The sequence below is a fragment of the Streptomyces sp. NPDC046900 genome (assembly GCF_040644975.1).
In the GTDB taxonomy this organism is placed as follows: domain Bacteria; phylum Actinomycetota; class Actinomycetes; order Streptomycetales; family Streptomycetaceae; genus Streptomyces.
Genome location: NZ_JBEYXD010000065.1, coordinates 1 through 23,913 on the forward strand (window position 1 = coordinate 1; position 23,913 = coordinate 23,913).

Below are 23,913 nucleotides of genomic sequence, written 5' to 3' on the forward strand. Positions count from 1 at the left end.
GCGCTGAGCCGCTGTCGCACACGACGAGCCCTTCGAGGACCAGGCTCAGCGCGCCGGTACCGGTGACACGAACCCGGTCCGGGAAGACGGTCCTGACAGACAGAACACCAGTGCCCCGCACAAGCGTGACGGCTCGGACGGGAACGTCAGTGCCGCAGCATCATGCGGTGGACACCACCGTCGATCGTGCCCACATAGAGCGCCGTGCCATCAGGACTCGCCACCAGGCTGGTGGTGTCGAGATCCTGCAGGCCGGTGGAGATGTTGCTCCAGGTGCGGCCGACCTCGCCCTATCGCTGATGCAACTCGGCATCGCAAGGCCGGTGCGTGAGGCGCTTTCACCGCCAGGCGCTGAACTGGGGGCCGCCCGGCTGGCGCCCGGCCAGCCCACTGGCGGGGCCTTCCTGGAGCCAGGATGGGGCCGGAAGGACAGTGAAGCCCCGTGAACGATCACCACGCTCCGGGCAGGCGCCCGAGCACCCTGTACGGACTGGTCCCGCAGCTGAGCCCGAGCCGCCAGCCTGTGCTCAGCGGCCTGTACAGGCCCGCGTAGACGGCTGAGGGACCCGACCCCCTGATGGGGGCGGAGCCTTTGTCGCCCCCAAGGGGTCTGCGGTGCTCGCCGCTTCGACGACCGGAGCTGGCCTCAGCCGACTCCCCCGCCCTCGTTCCCACGGGTTCGTGGGGGCCCTCATGGGAACGTCATGGGAACGGAAGGCCGTGTAAAGGCGGGGAACGATCAGGCAGGGACGGAAGGCCGAACCACGCTGACCAGCAGGAACGGTGAACCCGAAGGAAGATCATCACAGACAGGGGCGGTCATAGTGCCTCTCCTAAAGCGGGTGTCGCAGGTTCGAATCCTGCCGGGGGCACCAGCCGAAAGGCCCCGGACCGATCATGGTCCGGGGCCTTTGACATCCAGTTTTGACATCAACGGGGTCGGTCACGGGCGACCAGGACGCCTCCGCAGCAACCGGTCCATGTGGCTCATGGCCTCGCGCTGGGTGTCCTGTACGACGTGCGTGTACACGTCCATGGTGATGCTGATCTGGGAGTGCCCCAGGATCTCCATCACGACGCGGGGAGCCACTCCTGCCGCCGTGAGGAGGGTAGCGGTGCTGTGCCGGGCGTCGTGCAGCCGGATGACGCGGAGGCCGGCGGACTGGGCCATGCGCGTGAAGGAGCGGTAGACGTTCCGCGGCTCGACCGGGCGGCCCGTGCGGGTGGTGAAGACGTACTCCGACTCCCGCCATGTCTCCCCCGCCTTGGCTCGGGCAGCTGCCTGCCGTATGCGGTGCCAGCGCAGAGGCGCGATACAGAGAGCGGGAAGCGGGACGGCGCGACGGCGGCGGCTCTTGGGGTCGTCGTCGTAGAGGACGCCACGGCGGCGTTGGGTCTGCTGGCGGACGTAGAGGACGCGATGGTCGAGGTCGAGGTCAGACCAGCGGAGACCGACGATCTCTCCACGGCGCAGGCCCATGGCGATAGCAAGCACGAAGGCCGCGTACAGCGGGTCCTTACGGGAGGCGGCGAGGAAGTCGAGTGTCTCGTCGAGGGTCCAGGGCTTCAGCTCGCGATTGTCGGTCCGCGGAGGCTCAACGAGCTTGGCGACGTTGCGTGTGATCAGCTCTTCGCGGCAGGCGGAGGACAAGGCCGACCGCAGAACTCGATGCGCTTCCTTCGCGGTTGCTGCGGTCGTCTGCTGTTCCAGGCGGACGATGAAGCGGCGGACGTCGGCGACTCCGAGGGATTCGAGCCGCTTTGAGCCGAGGAGAGGCACCAGGTAGAGGCGCACGTGCGCCTCGTACTTGTCGTACGTGCTCAGCTTCCGGCCGGGCTTGACGATGTTGTCCACCCAGTACGGCAGCCACTCGGAGAGCTTGGCCGACTTGGTGGGCACGGGGACGCCCTGGTCGACCTTGGCGAGCAGTTCCCGCCGCTTGGCGTCGCACTCGGCCCACGTCTTGCCGTAGGCGAACTCGCGGGCGCGGGTGCCGTCGGGCTGGAGTACGTAGACCGCGCACTGGAAGCGACCGTCCTTGCGCTTGGTGATGGTGCCAGCCCCGTTGGGGTTCCGCTTGCGTTGCTGGGCCATCAGGCGACCTCCTCCATCCGGCCATGGACGAAGTCCTGGACAGCGTCGGCGGGGATTCGGCGGCAGCCATCGATCTTGATCGAGACCAAACGGTGGGAGCGGATCAGGTCGTAGACCTTGGAGCGTCCGACCTTGAGCCGAGCCATGACTTCCGGCACTGTCAGCAGCTGGGGGTGGCGGTCGTCATGCTGCGGCTCCTTCCAGGGCCAGCTGGTCGCGTAGGGCTCCGCGGGCGGTGTCGCGGTTGAGCTGGAGGTTGCGGGCGATGGTGGCGGCGAGGGCGGATTCGCCAGGTGTGTGGCCATGGCCGGCGTACTGCCAGTCCGCCAGGATCAGGACCGTGTCCGGCTCAACCTCTTCCAGGCCGAGGGCTTCACGTTCCTGGGCTGCGCGGTAGTCGGCGCGGGCCTGGCGGAGCTCGCCGAGGGTGGTCGAGTACTGGCGGGACTTGGTGGAGAAGTGGCCGCGGAAGCCGAGCATGTGGGCCCAGGCCCACAGGCGACGGTCGGGGTACAGGGGGTCGAGGGGCTTGCAGGCTTCGATGAGGCGTCGTGCGTGGTCGGGGACCTGGTGGCGGTCGAGTTCGGCGAGTTCGCCGATGCGGCGGTCGAGGGTGCCGGTGGTCTCGGCGGCTTTGGTGGCGTATTTGGCGACGTAGGCGGCGACGGCCTGTTCGGTGATGTCGGAGCCGTCGCCGAAGGCCTTGATGGGCCGGACGTCGAGTTGAGTGCCCCAGCGGAAGGTGCGGGCGGGCTGGTCGCCAGCGGCCGGCACCGACACCGAGGTGTAGGAGCGCGCGGCGGCGGCGCGGATGGCGTCGGCGAGGAGTTCGACTGTTGCCCAGGCCGGGGGTGGGGTGTCGGGTCCGTCGGGTCCGTCGATGCGGATGACGGCGTGGAAGTGCACGGCGCCCCGCTTTTGGAACTCGGCGACCTTGCCGTATGACAGACGTGCCCGCTCCTTCAGCTCTGACTGAGCTAGGCCGGCCCGGGTGGCGATTTCGCGGCGGAGCCGGTTGGTGAAACGCCGCCAAAGCTGTCCGGCGTGGTTGTTGAAGAGGACGGCGCCCGCGTAGTCATAGGTCTCCGGGTCCAGGGCCGTGCCGAGCGCCGGGTCGTCGGCCGGGTGGCGGGTGCCGCAGCGGCAGGCGCCACGGTCGGGGCGATTGTGGACCGGGCCGAAGGACGGTGCGGTGAGGGTGGCGAAGACGCGGGGATGGTCGCGGACGGTGGCGGGATGTCGCGGCGGTCGTCTCCGGCCAGGCCTGCGCGGATGAGGTGGTAGGTGTCGCCCGCGTAGGTGAAGGCGCAGGCCGGGCAGCGGGAGGCGCGGCGGTTGCCGCACGCGATGCGGAGGCGTCCGCCGGGCTCGTTCTCGGTGCTGTAGTGGTGCAGGGTCTGGCCGGTGGTCTTGTCCTTGTGGAGGGTCCAGCCGGTCAGGTGGATGGGGTCGGCGCAGCCGCCGGTGCGGCGGATCTGGTCTTCCCAGCGGTGGTAGTCGTCGGCCGAGGCCACCCTCAGCAGGTCGCCGAGGGTGGTCGGGTCGAGCAGCGTCTCAGGCACGGGCACCCTCCCGGACACGAGCGGGAACGGTGCCGGTGCCGTGGCAGGCCGGGCAGTGGGCGGTGATGGTGCGCAGCTGGCCGCGGGCGTTGCGGCCGCCGAGGGTGATGGCGGCGGAGGCGAAGCCGTCGCAGTTGGGGCAGATGCGGGGCGGGGGTGTGGTGCGGTGGGTCATGCTGGGTGTTCCTTCCGGTTCCACGGGATCGGTTGGGGGCATGGCTCCCGGGCGGTGGATGCTTGGCGGTATCAGGGCCGCCCGGGGGCCGGTCAGCGCCGCTTGGTGTCGGCGGTGATCAGGGAGCGGATCACCAGGGCGCAGATGGCGAGCGAGGCCGCGGTGATAGCGACGGCCAGGAGCATGGAGACCAGGACCGCGCCGACGACCAGGACCACGGCCGTGCCACCGCCGACGAGCGCGAGCACAGCGCCGGGAGTGAGCTGGACGGTGGCACGCGCAGGAGCCGGAGCGACCGGGGCCGGCGTGGGTGCCGCCGGGTGCTGCACTGCGGTGGTCGGCTCGATGACAGCGGGCGGGGTGACGATGCCGGTCGGCGTCGGGTTGGTGGGGACCTTGGGGCGGAGCACGGTGGATCTCCCTTCTACAGGCGTTACTTGAGGAAGCTGTCGATGGCGGGGGCGAGGATGCTGTCGGCGAGGAGGAAGCCGCCCAGGAGGAGCACGGCGACGAGCCAGGCGGGTGGGCGGATGAGCTTGACGCCGAGGTAGCCGACGATGAGCAGGGCGAGCCAGAGCGGAACCTGCACGGGCTTGTCTCCTTCAGCGGGGGTGGCAGCGGTGGGTGCGGGCGGCGAGCTGGGCGGCGGCGGAGCTGGAGTAGTCGGCGGACCAGCCGCACCGGTCGTTGGTGCACACCGCGGCGTGCTTGGTCTGGCCGTGGCGGTCGCGGTGGGTGCCGATCTGCACCGGGCCGATCCGCATGACGGAGTGGAAGTGGTCACGGGCAGGCATGACGGGCGGTTCTCCCTTCGGGGTTAGGCGAGGTGGGCGGCGATGGCGTCGGCCAGCTGAGGCGGGACGCCGAGGCGGGCGCGCAGGGTTTCGGTGTCGATCGGGGTGCCGGTGCGGGCCTGGTGGTCGTCGGCGACCTTGCGGGCGTGCTCGATGAGCACGGCCGGAACCGCGGGCGCCGGGTCGGCGGCCGGAAGGGCCCGGGCTTCCTCGGACGAGGTGACGGGGGCGGCGTCCGGCTTCGGCTCTGGCATGGGGTCGGGCTCGGTGTGGGGTGCGGGGTCCGGGGTTGCGGGTGCCGGCGGAACCGGCTCCCGGTGTCCGGAGTGGGCGAGGAGGGTTCCGCCGAGGAAGGCGAGGGCGGGCCATCCGGCGATGCCGAGGCGGAGCAGGGCGGGCGGGTTGGCCAGGTCAAGGAATCCGGCGGTGGCGATGTTGGCGCCGAGCGAGGCGAACAGGACGATCACGAACCAGGACCAGGCCAGCCGGGACGGCCCATCGGAGCGGAGGCGTCGCCAGGCGGCGACCAGGAGCAGGTCGACACTGACCGGGTAGGCCCACGCCTTCCACCCGGCCTGTCCGGCAGCGGCGGCCAGGTCGTGCAGGTGGGCGAAGGACAGCGCCCCGGCGATGACGGCCTGGACCAGCACGGCGTCGACGCGGAGAGCGGGCCGGGTCATCATGGCTCCTTCCTGTTTCAGGCATGAAGGGGGTAGGGACCTGACGCGAAGACGGCCGCGCCGGCCGGAGAGCAGGAGAGTCAGGCCGTGGCCGGGGCGGCCTTGGACAGCGGCACCGGAGCCGCAGTAGTGCCGGACAACGAGGGCCGGAACGGCGCCAGTTCGGGCAGGTCCGGGGTCCGGTCGGCGTGCCGGTTGCAGACGTTGACGGCCTGTCGCAGCGTCGTGTGGGGGGCTCGGATGCGATGCCAACCCCCGGTCGAGTCCCCGGCGACGGCGACCCCGCGCATATCGGCAGGAATCTGGATGGCGGCCAGGACGGCGTCCGGGGAGATGTCTCCGAGGGCCATGTTGGCGCTAGTTTCGTCGTTGACGCGGTGGGCGGTGCGGCCCGTCAGTTGGGCGCGGGGCATGGTGATGCCCTTGCCGAGTTCGGAGCCGAAGCGCTGCCCGCAGATCTCCAGGTAGATGCCGGCCGCGCGCCCGAGCTGGGCGAGGCGGACCAGGGCGGTGATGATGCGGCCCCCGGCGCTTCTCCTCGTCCTTGGTGGCGAACAGGGCGAGTTCGGCGACCTCGTCCACCAGGACCACCACGGGTGTGGGGCGCAGGTGGGCGGGCAGGTCCCAGATGTCGGCGGCGATCTCCGCATCCGGCACGTCAGCAGTGATCCGCTGCTCGGCACGGATGAGCTGGTACACCTCCCCCATGCGGGCCACCAGGGCATCAAGGAGGTCGGCGGCGGTGTCAGGGTTGTCGGCGAGCGCCGAGAACCGGCGGGCTAGCGGGAAAAGTTCAACTCCCTGCTTGCAGTCGATGCCGACCAGGGCGACATGCTGGGCGGCGAGCCCGGCGACGAGGTTGCGCTGGTAGACGGACTTGCCCGACTCGGTAGCGCCCAGGGTGAGGGCGTGGGGTATCGCCCGGTAGTCGCGGTAGTGCACCGAGCCGTCCTCCCGCAGCGCCACCGCAACCCGCATCGGACGAGTTTCAGTGGTGGCGGGCATCTGGACCCGCTTGAGGACGTCGTAGCCGGTCATCCGCACCTCGACCACACCCGAGCGCAGCTCACGGGAGGTGACCCCGTACATGGAGAAGGAGTGGCGCAGCCGGTCGGAGGCGGCGGCGACGTCGAAGGCGTCCTGCCCGGGCCGCAGCTTCAACCTGAGGAGCAGGCCGGTGCGGGTCGGACGGAACAGCAGGATGCGGGGCGGGCGGGACTCGGGTGTGGGACGGTTGGTGGCCCGGGCTAACGCCAGGCGCCAGCGGGAGGGTGGGACGGTCAGGCCGCAGGCGTCCATGACCGTGGCGTAGCGGAGCAGCACCCGCAGGCTCGCGAGGGTGACGCCGAAGGTCAGCCAGTACCAGGCGGGGCGCCGCCACCGCAGGAGACCCGCAGTGGCGACGACCAGCACCAGGGCGACCGTGAACCCGGTCATGATCAGGCCGCCTTCGCCGAGCCAGCGGCGAGGGAGGTGACGGCGACCGCGCGGAAGGCGATGCCGTGCCGCTTCTGGCCGTTGAAGTCGTTCTCCCACGGCCGGGCGATCAGACCCGTCAGCGCGCCCGGCGTGCCCATGGCCAGCTCGCCGGAGATACCCGGCTCCGGGACGGTGACGGACAGGATCTCGACCTCATCGTTGGCCGCGAACATCACGTCCACGGTCATCAGCTTTGCCCCGGTCTCGGTATCGGTGGCGATCTCACCGGTCCGACGGTCCTTCACCTTCAGCTGCGGAGTCTTCGCGACCATCACGATCGCAGCGGACGTGTCGACGGGAATCTGACGCACAGCAGTTCACTCCTCTATAGGGGTTGGACTCCGTCACTCATATACATGAGTGACATGAAGAAGAGTGCCCGACTCCTATACATGAGTCAACCCGCCGCGAAGAAGAACTCGCGACGGGCTGAAGAGAGTTGATCCTGCGTCAGTCGGCAGCAGGGATCCGGTACTCGAAGATGAACTGGTCAGCGGCCATGAGCGTGTCACAGACCTCCACCACACGACCCTCCGTCGTACGGGCCTCGCGGATCAGGTGAACCAGCGGCGCACCGGGGCTGAGCGCCAGCTCCGACGCCTCCGCCTTGGAGGCCGTACGCGCCTGCAGCGTCTCCACGAACTCGGCGAACTCGTGCCCGTGGTCTTCGAGTCGGGCGTAGATGCCACCGCCGCCGGGGTTCTCGGCGAACAGCTCGGGGATGTCCTTGACGACATCCCACGGGAGGTACGACGTCGCGGTCTCGACGGGGGTGCCATTGCGGAAGTAGAGGCGACGCCGGGCGAGCACCTGGGTGCCGGCGGGGACGCCCAGTCGCTCGGCGGCGTCCTCGGGGGCCTCCATGGGGCCGATGTAGAGGACGCTGACCTTGGCCGTGGCGCCGGACTGCGCGGACTCCGCGAGGTACGCGGCCTTGCCGCCCTGGCGATGCGAGCGTCGGAAGCGGTCGGAAGAGCGGTGCCGTACCGGCGGGCGATCCTTCACGATCGAGCCCTTGCCGTGCCGCGTCTCGACCAGCCCGCTCGCGCGCACCTCCACCATGGCCTTGCGAATCGTGCCGCCCGAGACGCCGTAGCGGTCCACCAGCTCCGACTCACTCGGCACCATCTCACCGGGCTTGAGGACACCGGCTCGGATCTGCTGCACGATCTCCTCGGCGATCTGCACGTACCGAGGTACGGCCCTCTCACCTCCTACCGCTGTTCCCATAGTCCTTCTCTTCCTCCTATGCTCCTGTACATGAGTAACAGTGCCCAGGAAGGCCAGTCAACGCCGCTGCACTCCGTGTCCGTGGCCGGAGTAGTGGTGCGCGAGGACGGACGCCTTCTCGCGATCCGCCGAGCGGACAACGGCACTTGGGAGCTCCCCGGCGGCGTACTCGAACTCAACGAGACCCCCGAGGCCGGCGTCGCCCGCGAGGTCCTGGAAGAGACTGGCATCCACGTCGAGGTGGACGAGCTCACCGGGGTCTACAAGAACACGACGCGGGGCATCGTTGCCCTGGTCTTTCGCTGCAAGCCCTCAGGCGGCACAGAGCGCACCTCCACCGAGTCCACCGCGGTCGAATGGCTCACGCCCGACGAGGTCAGCGAGCGCATGGCCGAGGTCTTCGCGGTCCGCCTGCTGGACGCCTTGGACGGCGACGGCCCGCACGTCCGAAGCCACGACGGCAAGCAGCTGCTCCGCGGCTAGGACGACACATGGCAGCAGAAGAGGAAGCTCGGGGAGAGCCGAGGCAGCTCACCGAGCTGAGCAACGTCCATGAGTTCCTCGACCAGATTCGGCTACGGCCATCGATGTGGCTACGACGCAGCTCACTCCAACACCTGAACTCGATGCTGATCGGGTACCGAGCTGCACTGGCCGTCCATGGCATGCACGAGGACTTCGACTTCTGGAGCCCGGGAAGCCAGGGTCCCTTCGCTGAGTGGCTGTGGAAGCGCCTTGGTCGGCACAGCGCTTTGGGCTGGGCAGCGGAGATCGAGCGTGAGGCTCAAGCGGGCGACGTACCCGCGATTGACTTGTTCTTCAGGCTGTTCGACGAGTACCGAGCCGAGCGCAACCAGACCGCGGGATAGAACTTTCCCTGCTTCATCAAGCACCCGTCGTCGCTTCGCTCCTCCGGGCGGGCGCAGGCGGCCGACGGCGCCCGCGCTCATGTCTCCGCCCCGCTCGGCACCGCCGGCCGCCCACTCCCGCCCACGAGGCAGGCACACAGTGCATGAGGTCAGAACCGTCGTGGCTGGGGCGGTCGGCTCCACGGCTTTAGGCAGCCACCATGGGGCGAGCCTCGAAGATCATGGCCCCAACGTCGTGCTTTACCGGGCAGGTCCACAGACTGCCCGACGCGCCGGAAGCTTACGGGGCCATGATCACTCGCCCCATGGCAGCTCCAGCCCAAAGCCGCTACACCGACCGCGAGCGCAGGCACGGCATGCATGATGGCGCACGTGCGGAACGCGGTGGTGGGTCAGGCCGGGCCGTCGGCGTCCTGCATGGAGGCCGCGAACGCCTCGGGGCCCTGCTCCGCCGCTGCCGGGTCCATCCACATGACCTGCCAGCCGTGGCCGTCGAGGTCGAAGGAGGGCAGTGCCTTGCCAGATCAGCCGCGATCCGCATACGGCGTCTTCCAAACTGGTGCTCCAGGTCGGAGAGAAAAGCCTCTTGCCAAGGCTGCGTGCGGTGGCTGACACCAGCGGCTGACACCAACAAGCGCGAACGGCACCGGTCGACGCCGGACCTCCGTGGACGATCGGCCGAGACACAGAGCCGGTTGGCCGACATGGACCGGTTGCGGCACGGCGCGATGGACCGCCTGTTCACCGCTGTGCGGGCCCCCTTCACCCTGGGCAGCGTCCTGCGCGCCTTCACCCGCGGACACGTGAAGCCTCGACCTGGCGCTGCCGATCGTTGTGCCACGCCCCCGTACTTCGGCGGACGCTGACCGATCGAACGCGAAGACACGATGACGGTCTCCAGATCCTCACCGACCAGCTTCACTTGCGGTTGGCGGCCCGGAGCTTCGGACACGATGGCTCAAGTCGGGAGACGGCCAGGCGGACGCGGATAGGCCGGTTGCGGAGCGCGCGCCTGTTGGGTGCCGCGTGGGGTCGTTGCTCCCCCACGGAGCGTCCTTCAGCCTGCCCCTTGGATGGGGACGACGTTTGTGGCGTCCACAGCGGGGCGGAGTCTGCGGGCGAGAGTAACCGCGTCGCCGGTGGCCCAGAAGTGGGTGAAGAAGAGGCGGGGCTCGTCGCGGAGTCCATGATTGTGGAGTTCAACGAGTTCGACTCCGGCGTGGCGCAGGGCTTTGAGAACATTCTGGACCTCTGACGCGACCATTACGCAGTCGCCGCTGATCGCGGCCCGGCCGTGGCCCAGGGGCTGGAAGTTGATGTTGGTGGTCGATCCCAGTGCTGGCGGCAGGACCATGCCGCCTTCGGTGACCGTCTCACGGCGGGCGAAGAAGTTGCGGTAGACACCGTCATAGACGCTGCCTTTGACACCCAGCGCGGTGTCGATCCCGGAGGTGTCCAGATCCAATGGCCGCTGGCGAGCCGGGGGGCGTGCGGGAGGAGTACCGGTGCGGTCGAACGCCGTACGCAGCCCACGGGCGATGGCGACCGGGTCGTCGCCGTGCGCATGGACGTGGATCCCCCAGACGGCGGGGGTCTGTGAAGGCAAATGCTTGTGAATCGCGGTCAGCTCGATCCCGTGTTCCTGCAGCACGTCGATGAACTGCTGAAGCTCCTGCTCGGTGACGACCACATCACCCATGAGGAGCGAACCGCCATCCGAGTAGCGGACGAAGCCGATATGCGAGCTGAGAGCGAGCGCAGGCCTCACGGTGACACCACGCGAGACCACGGCCAGGTCACTCCGCGGGAGAGGTGTGTAGTAGGCCACATTATGTTTCAGCTGCCCCCCACGGCCCAGCGCCCCGGCCACGCCCGTCCAGTCACTCAGACCAGTCCGCACCGGTCTGATCATTTCGTCTTTGGCTTGCCCAGCTCGCCCCTCTTCGGTGGGCGCGCCGCACGCGGATACCAGTGTCCCGGCGAGCACGGACAGACCGGTCATGGACAGCACACGTCGGCGGACAGGAGCCTGCCATCGGTTCTCAACGGTCATTTTTGCCTCCTGAGCAGATGGAAGCATGGCGGCCCCGTGCAGGCGCGCCCATTGGCCACTGCTTCGGGCCCACATGGTCTAACGAGCAGCGGACGAAGCTCTCCCATCTACGAGCGCCGGATGGAATCAGACAGTCGCAAAAAAAGCATTTTCCGTATTCTTGGCGTGTTGTTGTTTCTCAGAAGAAAGGCAGAGGTCATGATTCGCCACTGGATGCACGAAGTCTCGGATCACCCGGCACAGGAGGTATCCGGCAGATCGTGACTGAAAGAGAATAAGATAACGCCCTTTCTGTAAATGCTCAGGAAGCCTGGGCATCGTGGACGGGGCCATACGGGAGAGTGTCTCTGATGGTAACGATTCAGCCCCGATCCACCGGTCGATGATCGAGGCGGGCGGAGGTTCGTCGGCGTCGTCCCTCGCGTCTGAGCTGAAGTCTCCGTGCCGACGTCGCGGTGCCCTGTTGTAGCAGACACGGTCTGGCCATGGGCGACTTGTGGTAAGCAGGGCTGGTGATCAGTCGACTCCCTCTCGACCAGCAACTTGATTCTCTGCATGCGGTGCTTTCGCGTAACGACGTGTTGACGGAGGTGCTGGCGCGGACTGCGACGTTGGGCCTTCCTGGGTGGTACGTGGCGGCCGGGTGTCTGTTCCAGACCGTATGGAACGTAGTCACAGAGAGGCCTCCGACCAGCGGCATCAAGGACTACGACGTCATCTACTTCGACGACAGCGATCTTTCTTGGGAAGCAGAGGACGCAGTAATCAAGGCTGGACGCGAGGTTTTTGCCGATCTGCCCGCAGACGTTGAGATCAAGAACGAGGCGCGGGTCCACCTCTGGTATGAAGACAAGTTCGGAGTGCCGTGTCCGCCGTACGACTGCACCGAGGCAGCGATCGACAGTTTCGCCGCAACGACGTGTTGTCTGGGAGTTCGTGTGGAAAAGAACGGCCGTTGGCGCGTCTATGCCCCGCACGGGCTGTCGGACATGTTCAACCTTGTCCTCCGCCCAAACCCAGCACTTGCCCCTCGGTCGGTCTATGAGACGAAGGCAGCGCGATGGCGCGAGCAGTGGCCTGAGCTGAGAGTGATGGACTGGCCGGCCACAAACAGTGCCACTGTCGCTGCCGAAGGCGTACCGCAGCGAAATACCGCAACCACAAGACCCGATCCCGTCCAGTAGCGACCTCGAAGGGCCTTGGCGCGACCTGTATGACCGTCAGCGACCGATCTACATAGAGCTACGGATCAGAAGATGCCCGTGCCCCACACCATCCCTGGCCATCGGCCCCTGACGGCAGTCTGACGGCAACGACAACGGACGTCGGCGTACGCAGCGGTATGTCACGGGGTGTCGACGTCTGTCGTTCTCGGGCCGGATCGTGATTCTGGCCGCACAATCAACTCGCCTGAAAAGCAGAGGGTCGACTGTGCCCTGCGTGCCCGTTGAGTGCCCGATCCGGCGGGAGGCAGCGGGGACTCACGGGGAACAGCGGGGCCGATCGCGTTCCGACCCAGGCCAGTGCCTTGCCAGGTCAGTCGCGATCCGCATACGGCGTCTTCTAGGGCCCCAGGATCCGAGCGCGGCGGCGCTTGACTGGGTCATTGAAACTCCCGGCCAAAGTTGTTCCACCGACCTTCGTTCCTCGTGTACCACTCCATGCTGTCCAAGCTCACTAACCGCGTCTGGCGTCGGGGTCCAGCGGCAATCCAGACGCTTCACACAGGGCCAGCATCACTGTGGACGGGTCCCCACTAGCCACCCACTTGAAGCGGGCAACCATCATCAGATCGTCGAGGCTCTCCAGCACGTACCCGTCCATGACAGCGAGGCCGCCCGGGCGCGCCCGCACCACGACCTCGCCCGGTTCTCCCTCATTCGCAATCTCCTGGTAGTTCCCGGCGTCGGGACAACCCGAGAACGCGTACACCCAGTAGCCCACGCCCGACCTCCTGCCCATACCAACGAACCAACGACTGACCCACTGACGCATACGGCGTCTTCCAAACTAGTGCTCCAGGATCCGAGTGACCTCCGCTCTTGGCCCGTGCAGGGTGTGGATGGCGTCCGCATGCTGAGCCAGGGCCTGGTCGTGGGTGATCAGGATCGTGGTGCGACCGACCATGAGCCGCCGTAGCGGGGCCAGGACATGCGCGGCCGCCTGGTGGTCGAGGCCGGCGGTTGGCTCGTCGAGGATGAGGACCGGGGTCGCTCGGAGGAAGGCCCGGGCGATGGCGACGCGCCGGCTCTGGCCTCCGGACAGCTGGAATCCGTTTTCCCCGATGGTGGTCAGGTAGCCGTCGGGAAGGGCGGTGATGAACTCATGGGCGTCGGCGTCCTTTGCCGCTTGGATGATCTCCGCCATCGTGGCTCGAGGCCGGCCGTAGGCGATGTTGTCGCGGATGGTCGTATGGAAGAGCTGGGCGTGTTGGGGGAGCAGGGTGACCGCTGCGCGAACCGAGGCCGTCGTCACGTCCCGGAGATCGACTCCGTCCAAGCGCACCGATCCGGAATCCGGGTCCATGAAACGCACCAGCAACTTGGCGAGGGTGGATTTGCCCGCGCCGCTCGGGCCCATAATGGCGAGCACCTCACCAGGCGCGACACTGAAACTGACGTTGCGCAGCACCGGTCCGCGCCGGTTTGACGGGTAGACCGCCGTAATGCTCAGGCACTGAACACGTCCCTGCACATGAGTGAGGGCTGGGGCGTCGGGGCGCTCGCGGACCGGGGAGCGCATGTCGAGAAGTTCGATGACACGTTCGGCGCCCGCGCTGGCGGAGCCGAACACCGATGCCAGGCCGGAGAGTTCCTGCACGGGCCCGAAAAGCTGGGCCAGGAATGCGGCGAAGGCGAGCAGTCCGCCCAAGCTCAGTGCGTTCCGTGTCAGTTCGAAGGCGCCAAAGCCCACCACGGCAAGGGCGCCCACCACTTCGAACACGCTCAGCAGCGACGGGTACAGAAGTGCTACTCGTGCCGTGGAGAGATCCGCGCGCAGCAGGGCCTCCCCCTCCCGGCGGACCCGTTCGACCTCATAGGCCTGGCGGTTGTAGGCATGGGCCAGGGAGGAGCAGGTGAGGCTCTCCTCGACCACGGCAGTGAGGCTGCCCTCACACCGCCGGGCTTCGCGTGACAGGGTGTGGATGCGGGCGCTGAACATCCGGGCCGCGAGCCAGAAGAGCGGCGCCGCGGCGAGGGCCGCCAGGGCGAGCGGCCAGCTCAGATAGAAGGCAGCCGCCACGAAGAACAGCAGGCTGATCAGTGCCGAGCCCGATGAGATCAGACCGGACGCCACCAACTCTTCGATCTGGGAGATATCCGAGGTCAGCCGTGCCACCACGTCGCCGTGCCTGCGGGTTCGGAGGATGTCGGGGGGCAGGCTGTGCAGATGTTCCACGACCGAGGTGCGCAGACGCAGGAGGAAGCGCTCGGCGACCCAGGTGGCCAGGTACTCGCCCGCAAAGGTCAGCAGCGCCGCGACCACAGCCACGGCGGCCATGAGCCCGGCCAGCGGCGGGAACGCTGTGAACCGGTGGGGGATGAGGACTTGGTCGACCAGGTACTTGAAGAGCCACACCGAAGCGACTTCACCCGCGGACCCCGCGATGAGGAGGATGGCACTCGCGGCGAGCCGGTACCGGTCGGGGCGTGCCCATGGCCAGAAGCGGCGGAACGCGTCGGCCGAAGACACGGCTGCCGCGAGGGGCACTGGACTGTCCTCGGCTGCCGGGGACACGGGCTTGGTGTCTGCCGGGTCGGCGTGTGTCGCGTACGCCAAGCGGGGTCACCTTCTCGGGGGAGGGAGCAGGGCGGGGGCGGGATCATGCTGCTGATGGGGGGGGCCGACGGACGAGCCATCGACCCCCACGATGAGGATCCTCAGGCGAAGCGGCGGTGCTTAGTAGCGGCCGCCGAAGCCGCCACGGCCACCACGGCCACCACGGCCACCGCAGCGGCCGCGGCGGCCGAAGCTGCCGCGTCCGCCGAAGCTGCCGCGGCGGCCGAAGCTGCCGCGTCCGCCGAAGCTGCCGCGGCGGCCGTTGAAGATCGAGAAAGCGCTCATGACGTACTCCCTGTGTGACTTGATGTGCCGGAAGGACCTTGCAGCCCATCGATTGCCTGAGATCGGACCCAATGGCACCGAAGACATTCATGCAGCTGGGGTGGGACCTCTTAGGCAATCCGGCGTGGATTGGGTTGATCGATCAGAACCCCGCGTCCCGTGCGAATCTACCTAGATCGGTCTAAGAGCGCGCGTTCAAGCACAAATGAGACGGCCCTCGCGTGGGTGTGTGACACCTCGGCAGATGCCCCCACGGCAGTAGAGAAGCGACCCAGTTCGCTGCGCCGCCACACGGCTGCCGAATTCACCTTTGAGGCTTTGAGGTCAACGCCTGACTCAAACTCAGTTGTCCTTCCCCAAGAACAGGCTGACGTTGCATCACGTATCGCCGGACAGGATGCGCCGTTGACCGCCGCCCACTATGGGACCGCGCTGGGGCAGCATCGGAGCGAGGTGCCACAACCCTCGGGCACGTGATCGAAATGGTCGGGAATCGCGGCAGCCATTCGGGGGAGGTGACCACCCTGAAGAACTCCGTCGCCGGAGGGCGCCGAGACCGACCATGACCGTCAGCCACTGCAAGGGACCATGCGGCGACCTCTATGACCCCCGCTGACCGATCTCTGTAGAGCTACGGATCAGAAGGCTTCTGACATCCACGGCTGACATCAACGACGCCGAACGAGGGCGTACATCAGTGTCTCTGTCCGGCCGTCCCACCAGCCGACGGCAGCAGCCAGAGCGGAGTCGGATCGAACTCCTAAAGCGGGTGTCGCAGGTTCGAATCCTGCCGGGGGCACCAGCCGAAAGGCCCCGGACCGATCATGGTCCGGGGCCTTTGACGGCAGCATTTGACGGCAGTCGCCTCTCAGGCAGCCGGCAGACGACGCTTGAGCAGCCGGTCCATGTGGCTGATCGCTTCCTGCTGGGTGTCGTGCACGACGTGCGTGTACACGTCCATCGTGATGCTGATCTGGCTGTGGCCAAGGATCTCCATGATGACCCGCGGCGCGACACCGGCAGCCGTCAACAGCGTGGCGCAACCGTGCCGCGCGTCGTGCAACCGGACCACCCGCAGCCCGGCATCGGCGGCGACACGCGTGAAGGACCGGTAGACGTTCCGCGGCTCGACCGGCCGGCCGTTCCTCGTCGCGAAGACATAGCCGTCCTCCGTCCAGACGACGCCCGTGCGCGCAAAAGTCCCCCGCTGTCGCAGCCGGTGCCAGCGCAGCGGTGCGATGCACAAGGCGGGTATCGGAACTGCACGGCTGCGGCGACTCTTGGGATCGTCGTCGTACAGGGTGCCGCGACGTCGCTGGGTCTGCTGGCGCACGTGCAGCACCCGGTTGTCCAGGTCCAGGTCCGACCAGCGCAGGCCCACCAGCTCCCCCCGCCGCAGCCCCATCGCGATGGCGAGCACGAATGCGGCGTACAGCGGGTCTGCGCGAGCGGCCTCCAGGAACGACGGCGTCTCCTCCAGCGACCACGGACGGATCTCCTGTTGCTTCACACGGGGCGGCTCCACCAGCGCCGCCACGTTCCGCGTGATCAATTCCTCCCGTACCGCCGCCGTCAGCGCGGTGCGCAGCACCCGGTGCACCTCCTTGGCTGTCGCTGCCGTGTGCTCGTTCTGCACACGGGTGATGAAGCGGCGCACATCGGCGACGCTCAGCGACTCCAATCGCTTGGTGCCCAGCAGAGACACGAGGTACAGGCGCACGTGCGTCTCGTACTTGTCATACGTGCTGAGCTTGCGGCGCGGCCGGATGTAATGCTCAAGCCAGTAAGGCAGCCACTCGGAGAGCTTCGCGGAGCGTGTGGGCGTCGGGATGCCCTGACGGTCACGACGCACCAACTCCTGGCGCTTGGTGTCACATTCCTCCCAAGTGCCGCCGTAGACGGCCTTGCGCTTGCGGGAGCCATCAGGCTGAGGAACGTATAAGCGGGCCTCGTACCGGCCGTCTTTGCGCTGCCAGATGCTGCCAGCGCCGTTGGGGTTGCGCTTGCGCTGTCCGGGCATCAGGCAGCAGCCTCCTCGGTCTCGCGGGCGATGAAGTCCCGTACGGCGTCGGCGGGGATGCGACGGGCGCAGCCGATGGTGATGGAGACCAGGCGGCGCGAGCGGATCAGGTCGTAGACGGTGGAGCGGCCGAGTTTGAGCCGGGCCATGACTTCCGGGACGGTCAGCAGCTCTGCACCCGGGGTGCGTGGTCGAATCACCTGATAGCAGGTCAGTGACGGTTGACGCTCGTCATCGCGTTCCCACCGATCTCCGTGAGCTGCACCAGTTGCGTGCCGGCGTCTCCCTGCACGTGGACGCAGACTATCCGTGGTGGCTTACCGGTCAGTCTGGACTGGTGCCCACAGGGCCTCTGTTGCTGACGCCAGAGGTCGCCGAGCAGGTGGCCGCAGAGGATCCAGCAGATCTCACGAATTCCTGCTACGTGATCGCGCAGGATGCGCCAGGTGCCACGGGCGGGCAGCTGGTGGTGGTCGATCTGCACCCGGAACGAGTAGGGCGCTGCTATCTCACGGCATGGGACAGCTTCGGCCTGGTGGGTGAGATGCCCGTCGTCGCCCTGCCGATGGCTGAGCTGCTCGGGTGGCTGCTGTGCCTACGCGGGGACAACCCGATGGACCACCTGCCGGACCTGGGCGATGCCTACGACGCCCTCCCGGGATCACCTGACTGATCACGGTCATCCCGACCAGTCGAGGCAAGCGGTGTCAAGCATCAGGTGAAGCCACAACGTCAAGCATCAACCGAGACAAGACACACGCAGTTGATCTCGGCGCGGTAAGACTTTCCCTACTTCATCAAGGCCCGCGCACGGCGCGGGCGTGCGCCGCCTTTGCGGCGCGGCCTGCCTCCTGTCTGCGCCCCGGCTGGCCGCGCCCGGCAACGCGCTGCGTGCATGCGGGCAAGGGCGAGAAGACCCATACCCGCTGGACAACGCGACGGCATCGCTGAGCGGTTTACGTGACACGAGCACGGCCGTCTGCGGCCATAGCCGGAGTGCTGTCGGACAGGCTGGCCGCGGAGGGGGGCGTCCGGGTCGGCCGGCGCCATGGGACAGAAAGGCCGGCGAAGCCCAGCGCCGTACCGCCGCCGTCACGGATGCGGCAGCGTGAGCGGACCTGACCCCGAGGAATCGGCTGGCGGGGAGCGGGCTGCTGCCGCGCTGTGGCTGAGGTCTGCGGAAAATCGCCCCGTTCACCCGAACACCACACCACCAAGGACGCTCTGTAGCGCCGCAAATACCTTGAGTAAGGGGAAATTCTCGACCAGAGGAGACCCCATGCCCCGCGCACGGTATGCACCGAACCTCGGCACGCTGACACTGACCCTGCTCACGACATCCACCCTGATCACGGCCGGCACCAGCCCCACGTGGGCATTGCCCACCCCAGCCACTGCGCAGACGGCGATATCCAACGGAAGCGACCCCGCCCCCCAGCCAGTGCCTCCGCTGCCCACCACGGAATCCGACTGGAAGCCGGTCGCCGACACTCTCGGCCGTACCGGATCAGTGATGGGCGGGACGGTCTACCACGTTGCCCTTCCCCGCAAGGACCTGAAGGTGACCAGCAAGGGCGTGGCCATCAAGCCCGGGTTCGCGCTCGCCGGGTACGTGAATTTCGCCAAGTACCACGACGACACCCTGGTGATGGGCGACCTGGTGGTCACCGAGGACGAGTCGCCCAAGGTCATAGACGCCCTGCAGAAGGCAGGCATCGAGCAGACAGGAATCCACAAGCACCTCCTGCAGCAGTCCCCCGCTGTCTGGTGGATCCACATCCACGGGATGGGTGATCCGATCACCCTCGCCCGCGGCGTCAAGCAAGCCCTCGCGGCCACGAGCATTCCCGCCGCGTCGCCGTCCAAGCCGACCCAGCCGCCCATCGACCTGGACACCACCGCCATTGACAAGGCCCTGGGCCGGAAGGGCACCGCCGACGGCGGCATCTACAAGTTCTCCATCGCCCGCCGGAACACCGTCACCGAAGGCCGGCACATCCTGCCCCCGGCCCTGGGCATCACCACCGGGGTCAACTTCCAGCCCCTCGGTGGCCGCAAGGCCGCGATCAACGGCGACTTCGTCATGACCGCCGACGAGGTGAACAAGGTCATCAGGGCCCTGCGGCGCGGCGGCATCGACATCGTCGAGCTCCACAACCACATGCTGGACGAGCAACCCCGCCTGTTCTACATGCACTTCTGGGCGACCGGCGACGGCGCGCGCCTAGCGCAGGCCATCCGCCCCGCCCTCGATGTCACCAACCTTACAAAGCCCACCACCTGACCCAGGCCACACAGGTGGAGGGCTTGAACAGCCGCCTGAGCGCCGAACAGAGCGACCCGCCCGGGCGGCACCGACCGGCCGCCTGTGCGTCAGAGCGAGGCACGTGTCCCTTGCATGGCCGATGGGACAGCAACAGGCGGGGAGCGACGGGGAGTCACGGGCAACGAAGCCCAAAACCACGCTAGGCGCCTCGGGGGCGACACGTCAGACGCTCGGGGCGGTCACTGCCTCGGTCTCCGGCTCGACGGCGGGGGTGTCGCTCATCCCGAGGCGGAGGTGTTCGACGTGGTAGAGGGCCTGGTCGAGGAGTTCGGCGACGTGGTTGTCGTACAGGGAGTACACCACCGACCGGCCTTTGCGGGTGCCGACGACGAGGCCGAGGTTGCGCAGCAGGCGTAGTTGGTGGGAGCAGGCGGACTGTTCCATGCCGACTTCCGCCGCCAGTTCGGTTGCGGGCAAGGAGCCTTCGCGCAGTCGGGCGAGGATGAGCAGCCGTGAGGGCGTCGCCAGTGCCTGGAGAGTGGTGGCGACTTTGGCGGCGCCGGCGGCGTCCAGGCGTGTGCGCGGGACGCTTCCGGCTGGCTGTGCGGCTCCATGACCCATGCGCCCATGCTACGGCACCACTCATGAAGACATGAATGCCTCTTCATTTATTCCTGTTACGGTGAGGGCGTCGGATCATCGTGCTCCCTACCTGTGAAGGACCCCGTCCCCCATGTCTTCCACTCTCACCCGCCCGGCTGCGTCCGGCGCTGTCTGCGAGGCGGTCGCACCGCGGCGGCGCACGCGGGTCTTCGCGCTGCCCGAGGCTCGGTGGGCGGCGGCTGCGCTGGTGTTGTTCCTGGTCGCGCTGCCGCTGTATCTGACCGGGGCACCCGCGTGGTCGTGGGGTCTGTTGTTCGCGGCCGTCTACGTCACCGGCGGCTGGGAACCCGGCTGGGCCGGTCTGCAGGCACTGAAGGACAAGACCCTGGACGTGGACCTGCTCATGGTCGTCGCCGCGCTCGGGGCCGCGGCGATCGGACAGGTGCTGGACGGGGCGCTGCTGATCGTCATCTTCGCCACCTCCGGCGCGCTGGAGGCGATCGCCACCGCCCGCACCGCGGACTCGGTGCGCGGCCTGCTCGACCTGGCCCCCGCCACCGCCACGCGCGTGTTGGACGACGGCGGCGAGGAGAGCGTGCCCACCGAGGAACTGCACGTCGGCGACACGGTCCTGGCGCGGCCCGGTGAACGCATCGGTGCCGACGGGCGAGTGCTGGACGGGGCCAGCGAGGTCGACCAGGCCACCATCACCGGCGAGCCGCTGCCCGTCGCCAAGGAGGCTGGGGACGAGGTGTTCGCCGGCACCCTCAACGGCACCGGCGCGCTGCGGGTGAAGGTGGAGCGCGACCCGTCCGATTCGGTGATCGCCCGGATCGTCACCATGGTCGAGGAGGCCTCCGAGACCAAGGCGCCGACCCAGTTGTTCATCGAGAAGGTCGAACAGCGCTACTCGCTGGGCATGGTCGCGGCCACCGTGGCCCTGTTCGTGCTACCGCTGCTGTTCGGCGCCGCTCTGCAGTCCACGCTGCTGCGCGCGATGACGTTCATGATCGTCGCCTCCCCGTGTGCGGTAGTGCTGGCCACCATGCCACCGCTGCTCTCCGCGATCGCCAACGCCGGACGTCACGGTGTGCTGGTGAAGTCGGCCGTGGTCATGGAACGGCTCGGCCAGGTCAACGCGGTGGCACTGGACAAGACCGGCACCCTCACCGAGGGCACCCCCCGCGTCACCGACATCCGCCCGCTGACCGGTTTCGGTCTGGGCGAGCCCGGACTTCTGCAGCTGGCGGCGGCGGCCGAGCACCCCAGCGAGCACCCGCTGGCCCGCGCCATCGTGGACGCGGCCCGCACCCGTGGTCTGGACATTCCCCTGGTGGAGGACTTCACCTCCACTCCGGGCAGCCGCGTCAGCGCGACGGTGGCCGGCCGCCAGGTCTCGGTCGGTAGCCCCGGCCGTTTGCTGAACGACAACACTCACCCGGCCGCTGCGGTCGCGACCGCTTTGGAGGAGGAGGGCCGCACCGCTGTGCTGGTCACAGCTGACGGCACGCCGGTGGGTGTGCTGGGCATCGCCGACCGACTTCGCGGAGAGGCAGTCGCCACCACCGCCATGCTGGGCCGTCTGACCGGCACCGCCCCAGTGCTGGTCACCGGCGACAACCCGCGCGCCGCAGCCCGGCTTGCCGGCGAAGTCGGGATCACGGACGTGCGTGCAGGTCTGCTGCCACAGGACAAAGTCGCCGCAGTGCACGAGTTGGAGCAGTCCGGGCGGAAGGTGCTCGTGGTCGGTGACGGGGTCAATGACGCCCCCGCACTCGCCGCCGCCCACACTGGCATCGCGATGGGTCGCGCGGGATCCGACCTCGCGCTGGAGACCGCCGACGCTGTGGTCGTCCGTGACGAGCTCGCCACCATCCCCGCCGTGATCGCCCTGTCTCGCCGGGCCCGCCGTCTGGTGGTGCAGAACCTTCTCATCGCCGCGCTGTTCATCACCGGCCTGGTCATCTGGGACCTGGCCGGAACCCTGCCGCTCCCGCTAGGCGTCGCCGGACACGAGGGATCCACCGTCATCGTGGGCCTCAACGGTCTGCGACTGCTCGCAGCCGGGGCATGGCGCCGTGCTCATGCCGGGATGAATCAATGAGCCTACGTGCCGTGACATACAGCTCCTGGGCAAGCGGCGGCAGCTGCTGTACAGCACCGCAGTACAGCAACCCCAGCAACCGAGCCCGCCCGGTAGCGCCTTCGAAGAGCCGCGCCAGGACCGGTATGACCGCCAACAGCCGCTCTGCATAGAGCTACGGATCAGAAGGTGCCCGTGCCCCATCCGTGCCCGTTCGTACGGGGAATCGCGGGGAACTGCGGTATCGAGCGGGCATGGCACAACGCAACGGCCCCTGACAGATTCGACTGGTCAGAGGCCGTTCACCTGCGCGGTGGGTGTGGGATTTGAACCCACGGTGACTCGCGCCACGACGGTTTTCAAGAGCGTTGCGGTTGCCTACCCCTGGGCTCGGTGACCTGCAGAGACGGCATGCGATGTACCGAGAGTGCTTCGGCTGGCCCACACATGGCCCGCAGACGCTCAAAATTCGATTCGTCTGGGGGACGTCCAACACGCTTTCCAACTCTGCAGGAGCCTGTTCGGAGCGGTACGTCGGCGTTCAGAACCCTGATGTCGCTGTGCTGTGACGTCTCGCTGAACGGTCCCGAACGACGGCGGATGAGACTGCGGTTGAGACTGTCGCGTGGGGCCTCTCGACTCTTGTGAGCTCCACGGATCCGGCGATCGGATCGTGTCTCATCGAGTGGTGTAGTCACTGGCCGAGCTGATTCAGTTCCGGCGGGGGAAGCGAAGTTTGACCGCTACACCATGAGAAGGGACGCCATCCGCGGTGCCAGGGAAGTCGCCGACTCACAAGGCCGTCCTGGCAAGCCTGGTCGAGGACTTCGGCGCGCACATGGAGGCTCTTGGAGAGTGATCCGTAGGCGTGTGAGACCCCAGGATCCGGCTGTCGCGTGCAAAGGCGTTTACGAACGCGTGTGCCATACATAAGATCCGTTCATCTTTTCAGGTCCTGCCGGGGGGACGCACGGCGAGATCGCATCTGATGTGGGGACAACTACATGCGTATTCGCGCCGCCGTGGCTGCCGTTTCCGGGGCCCTGGCACTTTCCGCGCTTGCCCTGCCCGCCGCCCAGGCCGACGAGATCCCGGGCGCCGCCCTGGCGCCGTTCTCCGGCAAGGCCCCGGCGGACGAGATCCAGGGTGACACGGCGATCACCAAGGTCGTCGTCAACGCGGGCAAGGACATCGTCCTCGGGACGACATCCAGCAAGACCATCACCGTGACGGTGACCGCCACCGACCCGTCGGACATCGCCGATGGGTACGCCATGCTCTGGCACGGCACCAGCTTGACCCAGGCCGGCATCGACGGCCTGCTCGCCCCGTCCGCGGAGAACGGGACCTGCACGGCCGTCTCCGCCACCACCTCGACCTGCAAAGTCAGCATCGTGGTCGACCCGCGGGTCGACCTGTACAAGAACGCCCTGGCCGGCACCTGGAAGGTGTGGGCCGCGGCCGCCGCCAACGACGGCGACTTCGTCGTCAAGGAGGCGTACTCCACCGCCAAGGTGAAGCGCGCCGCCAAGGTGACGGTCAACGCCTCTCCGGAGCCGGTGCGGAAGGGCGGGACCCTCACCGTCACGGGCAAGCTCTCCCGGGCCAACTGGGAGACCCACGACTACCGCGGCTACGCGGGGCAGTCCGTGCAGCTGCAGTTCCGCAAGAAGGGCGCCACCGCCTACACGACGGTCAGGACCGTCAAGAGCAGCAGCACCGGCACGCTGAAGACCACCATCACGGCCTCGGTCGACGGCTACTCGCGCTTCAGCTTCGCCGGCACCTCGACCACCGGTACGGCCGTGGCCGCCGGTGACTTCGTCGACGTGAGCTGACCGAAGGCACCTGCGGGCGCCGGGTCCCTCAGCGCGCGGCCCGGCACCTCGGCCGTCCTCTCGGCCTGGCGGCCGGCCGCCGTGGTTCGAGCCCGTCGTCA

24 protein-coding genes and 2 pseudogenes are annotated in these 23,913 nt (G+C 67.9%); 8 read left to right on the forward strand and 18 right to left on the reverse strand.

All coding sequences use genetic code 11. The features are described 5' to 3' along the window. The first annotated feature begins 167 nt into the window (after positions 1 to 167). On the forward strand, positions 168 to 446 hold the full coding sequence (locus ABZ904_RS37675) for a hypothetical protein (RefSeq protein ID WP_361000500.1): 279 nt from the start codon (positions 168 to 170) through the stop codon (positions 444 to 446). 497 nt (positions 447 to 943) lie between these two features. Here the strand turns inward: ABZ904_RS37675 and ABZ904_RS37680 are convergent, their stop codons facing one another. The 11 genes and pseudogenes from ABZ904_RS37680 to ABZ904_RS37730 all read right to left on the reverse strand — a co-directional run bounded on the left by ABZ904_RS37680 (position 944) and on the right by ABZ904_RS37730 (position 8,015). Then, positions 944 to 2,095 carry a tyrosine-type recombinase/integrase gene (locus ABZ904_RS37680; RefSeq protein WP_361000502.1) on the reverse strand — a complete coding sequence of 384 codons (1,152 nt, stop codon included), beginning with the start codon at positions 2,093 to 2,095 and terminating at the stop codon, positions 944 to 946. Further along, positions 2,095 to 2,241, reverse strand: coding sequence for a helix-turn-helix domain-containing protein (locus tag ABZ904_RS37685; protein WP_361000505.1), 147 nt, complete (start codon positions 2,239 to 2,241; stop codon positions 2,095 to 2,097). Before ABZ904_RS37685 ends, ABZ904_RS37680 begins: the two co-directional genes overlap by 1 nt. Before the next feature lie 37 nt (positions 2,242 to 2,278). Then, positions 2,279 to 3,675, reverse strand: a pseudogene (repSA, locus tag ABZ904_RS37690) (replication initiator protein RepSA). Next, positions 3,650 to 3,832 (reverse strand): hypothetical protein, encoded by a 183-nt coding sequence (locus ABZ904_RS37695; protein ID WP_361000508.1) that lies wholly within the window; start codon positions 3,830 to 3,832, stop codon positions 3,650 to 3,652. The pseudogene repSA and the gene ABZ904_RS37695 overlap by 26 nt, the downstream one beginning before the upstream one ends. Positions 3,833 to 3,924: 92 nt before the next feature. Beyond that, positions 3,925 to 4,242 (reverse strand): SpdD-like protein, encoded by a 318-nt coding sequence (locus tag ABZ904_RS37700; RefSeq protein WP_361000511.1) that lies wholly within the window; start codon positions 4,240 to 4,242, stop codon positions 3,925 to 3,927. A gap of 23 nt (positions 4,243 to 4,265) precedes the next feature. Next, a complete protein-coding gene (locus ABZ904_RS37705; protein WP_359411343.1) occupies positions 4,266 to 4,421 on the reverse strand; it encodes a hypothetical protein in 156 nt (51 codons plus the stop codon). A gap of 13 nt (positions 4,422 to 4,434) precedes the next feature. Then, entirely contained in the window at positions 4,435 to 4,626 is a 192-nt protein-coding gene (locus ABZ904_RS37710) for a mobile element transfer protein (RefSeq protein WP_361000514.1), read from the reverse strand. Between the two features lie 23 nt (positions 4,627 to 4,649). Then, positions 4,650 to 5,306 (reverse strand): DUF2637 domain-containing protein, encoded by a 657-nt coding sequence (locus ABZ904_RS37715; protein ID WP_361000588.1) that lies wholly within the window; start codon positions 5,304 to 5,306, stop codon positions 4,650 to 4,652. 80 nt (positions 5,307 to 5,386) lie between these two features. Then, a pseudogene (locus tag ABZ904_RS37720) lies at positions 5,387 to 6,743 on the reverse strand (FtsK/SpoIIIE domain-containing protein). Between the two features lie 2 nt (positions 6,744 to 6,745). Further along, positions 6,746 to 7,096: a hypothetical protein gene (locus ABZ904_RS37725; protein ID WP_361000517.1), complete on the reverse strand. Its 351-nt coding sequence runs from the start codon at positions 7,094 to 7,096 to the stop codon at positions 6,746 to 6,748. A 139-nt stretch (positions 7,097 to 7,235) separates the two neighbouring features. Continuing rightward, positions 7,236 to 8,015, reverse strand: coding sequence for a GntR family transcriptional regulator (locus ABZ904_RS37730; RefSeq protein WP_359404498.1), 780 nt, complete (start codon positions 8,013 to 8,015; stop codon positions 7,236 to 7,238). 18 nt (positions 8,016 to 8,033) lie between these two features. Between ABZ904_RS37730 and ABZ904_RS37735 the strand changes: the two genes are divergently transcribed. Together ABZ904_RS37735 and ABZ904_RS37740 are read left to right on the forward strand one after the other, a co-directional pair. Further along, positions 8,034 to 8,498 (forward strand): NUDIX domain-containing protein, encoded by a 465-nt coding sequence (locus ABZ904_RS37735; RefSeq protein ID WP_359404495.1) that lies wholly within the window; start codon positions 8,034 to 8,036, stop codon positions 8,496 to 8,498. An 8-nt stretch (positions 8,499 to 8,506) separates the two neighbouring features. Beyond that, positions 8,507 to 8,884: a hypothetical protein gene (locus ABZ904_RS37740; protein ID WP_359404492.1), complete on the forward strand. Its 378-nt coding sequence runs from the start codon at positions 8,507 to 8,509 to the stop codon at positions 8,882 to 8,884. Positions 8,885 to 9,941: 1,057 nt separating this feature from the next. Here the strand turns inward: ABZ904_RS37740 and ABZ904_RS37745 are convergent. Continuing rightward, complete coding sequence (locus ABZ904_RS37745; protein ID WP_361000522.1) at positions 9,942 to 10,886, reverse strand: DUF1259 domain-containing protein; 945 nt, start codon at positions 10,884 to 10,886, stop codon at positions 9,942 to 9,944. A gap of 563 nt (positions 10,887 to 11,449) precedes the next feature. Between ABZ904_RS37745 and ABZ904_RS37750 the strand changes: the two genes are divergently transcribed. Then, a complete protein-coding gene (locus ABZ904_RS37750) occupies positions 11,450 to 12,121 on the forward strand; it encodes a nucleotidyltransferase family protein (protein WP_359404489.1) in 672 nt (223 codons plus the stop codon). A 493-nt stretch (positions 12,122 to 12,614) separates the two neighbouring features. Here ABZ904_RS37750 and ABZ904_RS37755 read toward each other — a convergent pair whose 3' ends face one another. The 5 genes from ABZ904_RS37755 to ABZ904_RS37775 all read right to left on the reverse strand — a co-directional run bounded on the left by ABZ904_RS37755 (position 12,615) and on the right by ABZ904_RS37775 (position 17,219). Beyond that, the gene (locus tag ABZ904_RS37755; protein ID WP_359404486.1) at positions 12,615 to 12,881 is read right to left on the reverse strand and encodes a hypothetical protein; all 267 of its coding nucleotides are present in this window, start codon (positions 12,879 to 12,881) and stop codon (positions 12,615 to 12,617) included. A 66-nt stretch (positions 12,882 to 12,947) separates the two neighbouring features. Then, a complete protein-coding gene (locus ABZ904_RS37760) occupies positions 12,948 to 14,717 on the reverse strand; it encodes an ABC transporter ATP-binding protein (RefSeq protein WP_361828684.1) in 1,770 nt (589 codons plus the stop codon). Between the two features lie 120 nt (positions 14,718 to 14,837). Continuing rightward, entirely contained in the window at positions 14,838 to 15,002 is a 165-nt protein-coding gene (locus tag ABZ904_RS37765; RefSeq protein ID WP_361000530.1) for a hypothetical protein, read from the reverse strand. An 868-nt stretch (positions 15,003 to 15,870) separates the two neighbouring features. Continuing rightward, positions 15,871 to 17,022 (reverse strand): tyrosine-type recombinase/integrase, encoded by a 1,152-nt coding sequence (locus tag ABZ904_RS37770; RefSeq protein WP_361000533.1) that lies wholly within the window; start codon positions 17,020 to 17,022, stop codon positions 15,871 to 15,873. Then, a complete protein-coding gene (locus tag ABZ904_RS37775) occupies positions 17,022 to 17,219 on the reverse strand; it encodes a helix-turn-helix domain-containing protein (RefSeq protein WP_361000591.1) in 198 nt (65 codons plus the stop codon). Before ABZ904_RS37775 ends, ABZ904_RS37770 begins: the two co-directional genes overlap by 1 nt. Positions 17,220 to 17,359: 140 nt before the next feature. Here ABZ904_RS37775 and ABZ904_RS37780 point away from each other — a divergent pair, with 140 nt between their 5' ends. Beyond that, the gene (locus ABZ904_RS37780) at positions 17,360 to 17,695 is read left to right on the forward strand and encodes a hypothetical protein (protein WP_361828687.1); all 336 of its coding nucleotides are present in this window, start codon (positions 17,360 to 17,362) and stop codon (positions 17,693 to 17,695) included. Between the two features lie 606 nt (positions 17,696 to 18,301). After that, the gene (locus ABZ904_RS37785) at positions 18,302 to 19,306 is read left to right on the forward strand and encodes a DUF1259 domain-containing protein (protein ID WP_361828689.1); all 1,005 of its coding nucleotides are present in this window, start codon (positions 18,302 to 18,304) and stop codon (positions 19,304 to 19,306) included. 204 nt (positions 19,307 to 19,510) lie between these two features. Here the strand turns inward: ABZ904_RS37785 and ABZ904_RS37790 are convergent, their stop codons facing one another. Further along, positions 19,511 to 19,909, reverse strand: coding sequence for a metalloregulator ArsR/SmtB family transcription factor (locus ABZ904_RS37790; protein WP_359404469.1), 399 nt, complete (start codon positions 19,907 to 19,909; stop codon positions 19,511 to 19,513). Positions 19,910 to 20,021: 112 nt separating this feature from the next. Here ABZ904_RS37790 and ABZ904_RS37795 point away from each other — a divergent pair, with 112 nt between their 5' ends. Together ABZ904_RS37795 and ABZ904_RS37800 are read left to right on the forward strand one after the other, a co-directional pair. Next, positions 20,022 to 21,995 carry a heavy metal translocating P-type ATPase gene (locus tag ABZ904_RS37795; RefSeq protein WP_361828692.1) on the forward strand — a complete coding sequence of 658 codons (1,974 nt, stop codon included), beginning with the start codon at positions 20,022 to 20,024 and terminating at the stop codon, positions 21,993 to 21,995. Between the two features lie 983 nt (positions 21,996 to 22,978). Beyond that, positions 22,979 to 23,812, forward strand: coding sequence for a calcium-binding protein (locus ABZ904_RS37800; RefSeq protein ID WP_361828694.1), 834 nt, complete (start codon positions 22,979 to 22,981; stop codon positions 23,810 to 23,812). Positions 23,813 to 23,913: the final 101 nt, after the last annotated feature.

What these genes read in the sequence shown, in the direction of transcription:
- ABZ904_RS37785 (WP_361828689.1), top strand. Translation starts at nt 18,302, where the DNA reads ATGCCCCGCGCACGGTATGCACCGAACCTCGGCACGCTGACACTGACC.
- ABZ904_RS37800 (WP_361828694.1), top strand. Translation starts at nt 22,979, where the DNA reads ATGCGTATTCGCGCCGCCGTGGCTGCCGTTTCCGGGGCCCTGGCACTT.
- ABZ904_RS37710 (WP_361000514.1), bottom strand. Translation starts at nt 4,626, where the DNA reads ATGCCTGCCCGTGACCACTTCCACTCCGTCATGCGGATCGGCCCGGTG.
- ABZ904_RS37765 (WP_361000530.1), bottom strand. Translation starts at nt 15,002, where the DNA reads ATGAGCGCTTTCTCGATCTTCAACGGCCGCCGCGGCAGCTTCGGCGGA.
- ABZ904_RS37685 (WP_361000505.1), bottom strand. Translation starts at nt 2,241, where the DNA reads ATGGCTCGGCTCAAGGTCGGACGCTCCAAGGTCTACGACCTGATCCGC.
- ABZ904_RS37745 (WP_361000522.1), bottom strand. Translation starts at nt 10,886, where the DNA reads ATGACCGGTCTGTCCGTGCTCGCCGGGACACTGGTATCCGCGTGCGGC.
- ABZ904_RS37740 (WP_359404492.1), top strand. Translation starts at nt 8,507, where the DNA reads ATGGCAGCAGAAGAGGAAGCTCGGGGAGAGCCGAGGCAGCTCACCGAG.
- ABZ904_RS37770 (WP_361000533.1), bottom strand. Translation starts at nt 17,022, where the DNA reads ATGCCCGGACAGCGCAAGCGCAACCCCAACGGCGCTGGCAGCATCTGG.
- ABZ904_RS37715 (WP_361000588.1), bottom strand. Translation starts at nt 5,306, where the DNA reads ATGACCCGGCCCGCTCTCCGCGTCGACGCCGTGCTGGTCCAGGCCGTC.
- ABZ904_RS37730 (WP_359404498.1), bottom strand. Translation starts at nt 8,015, where the DNA reads ATGGGAACAGCGGTAGGAGGTGAGAGGGCCGTACCTCGGTACGTGCAG.
- ABZ904_RS37680 (WP_361000502.1), bottom strand. Translation starts at nt 2,095, where the DNA reads ATGGCCCAGCAACGCAAGCGGAACCCCAACGGGGCTGGCACCATCACC.
- ABZ904_RS37795 (WP_361828692.1), top strand. Translation starts at nt 20,022, where the DNA reads ATGTCTTCCACTCTCACCCGCCCGGCTGCGTCCGGCGCTGTCTGCGAG.
- ABZ904_RS37735 (WP_359404495.1), top strand. Translation starts at nt 8,034, where the DNA reads ATGCTCCTGTACATGAGTAACAGTGCCCAGGAAGGCCAGTCAACGCCG.
- ABZ904_RS37695 (WP_361000508.1), bottom strand. Translation starts at nt 3,832, where the DNA reads ATGACCCACCGCACCACACCCCCGCCCCGCATCTGCCCCAACTGCGAC.
- ABZ904_RS37790 (WP_359404469.1), bottom strand. Translation starts at nt 19,909, where the DNA reads ATGGGTCATGGAGCCGCACAGCCAGCCGGAAGCGTCCCGCGCACACGC.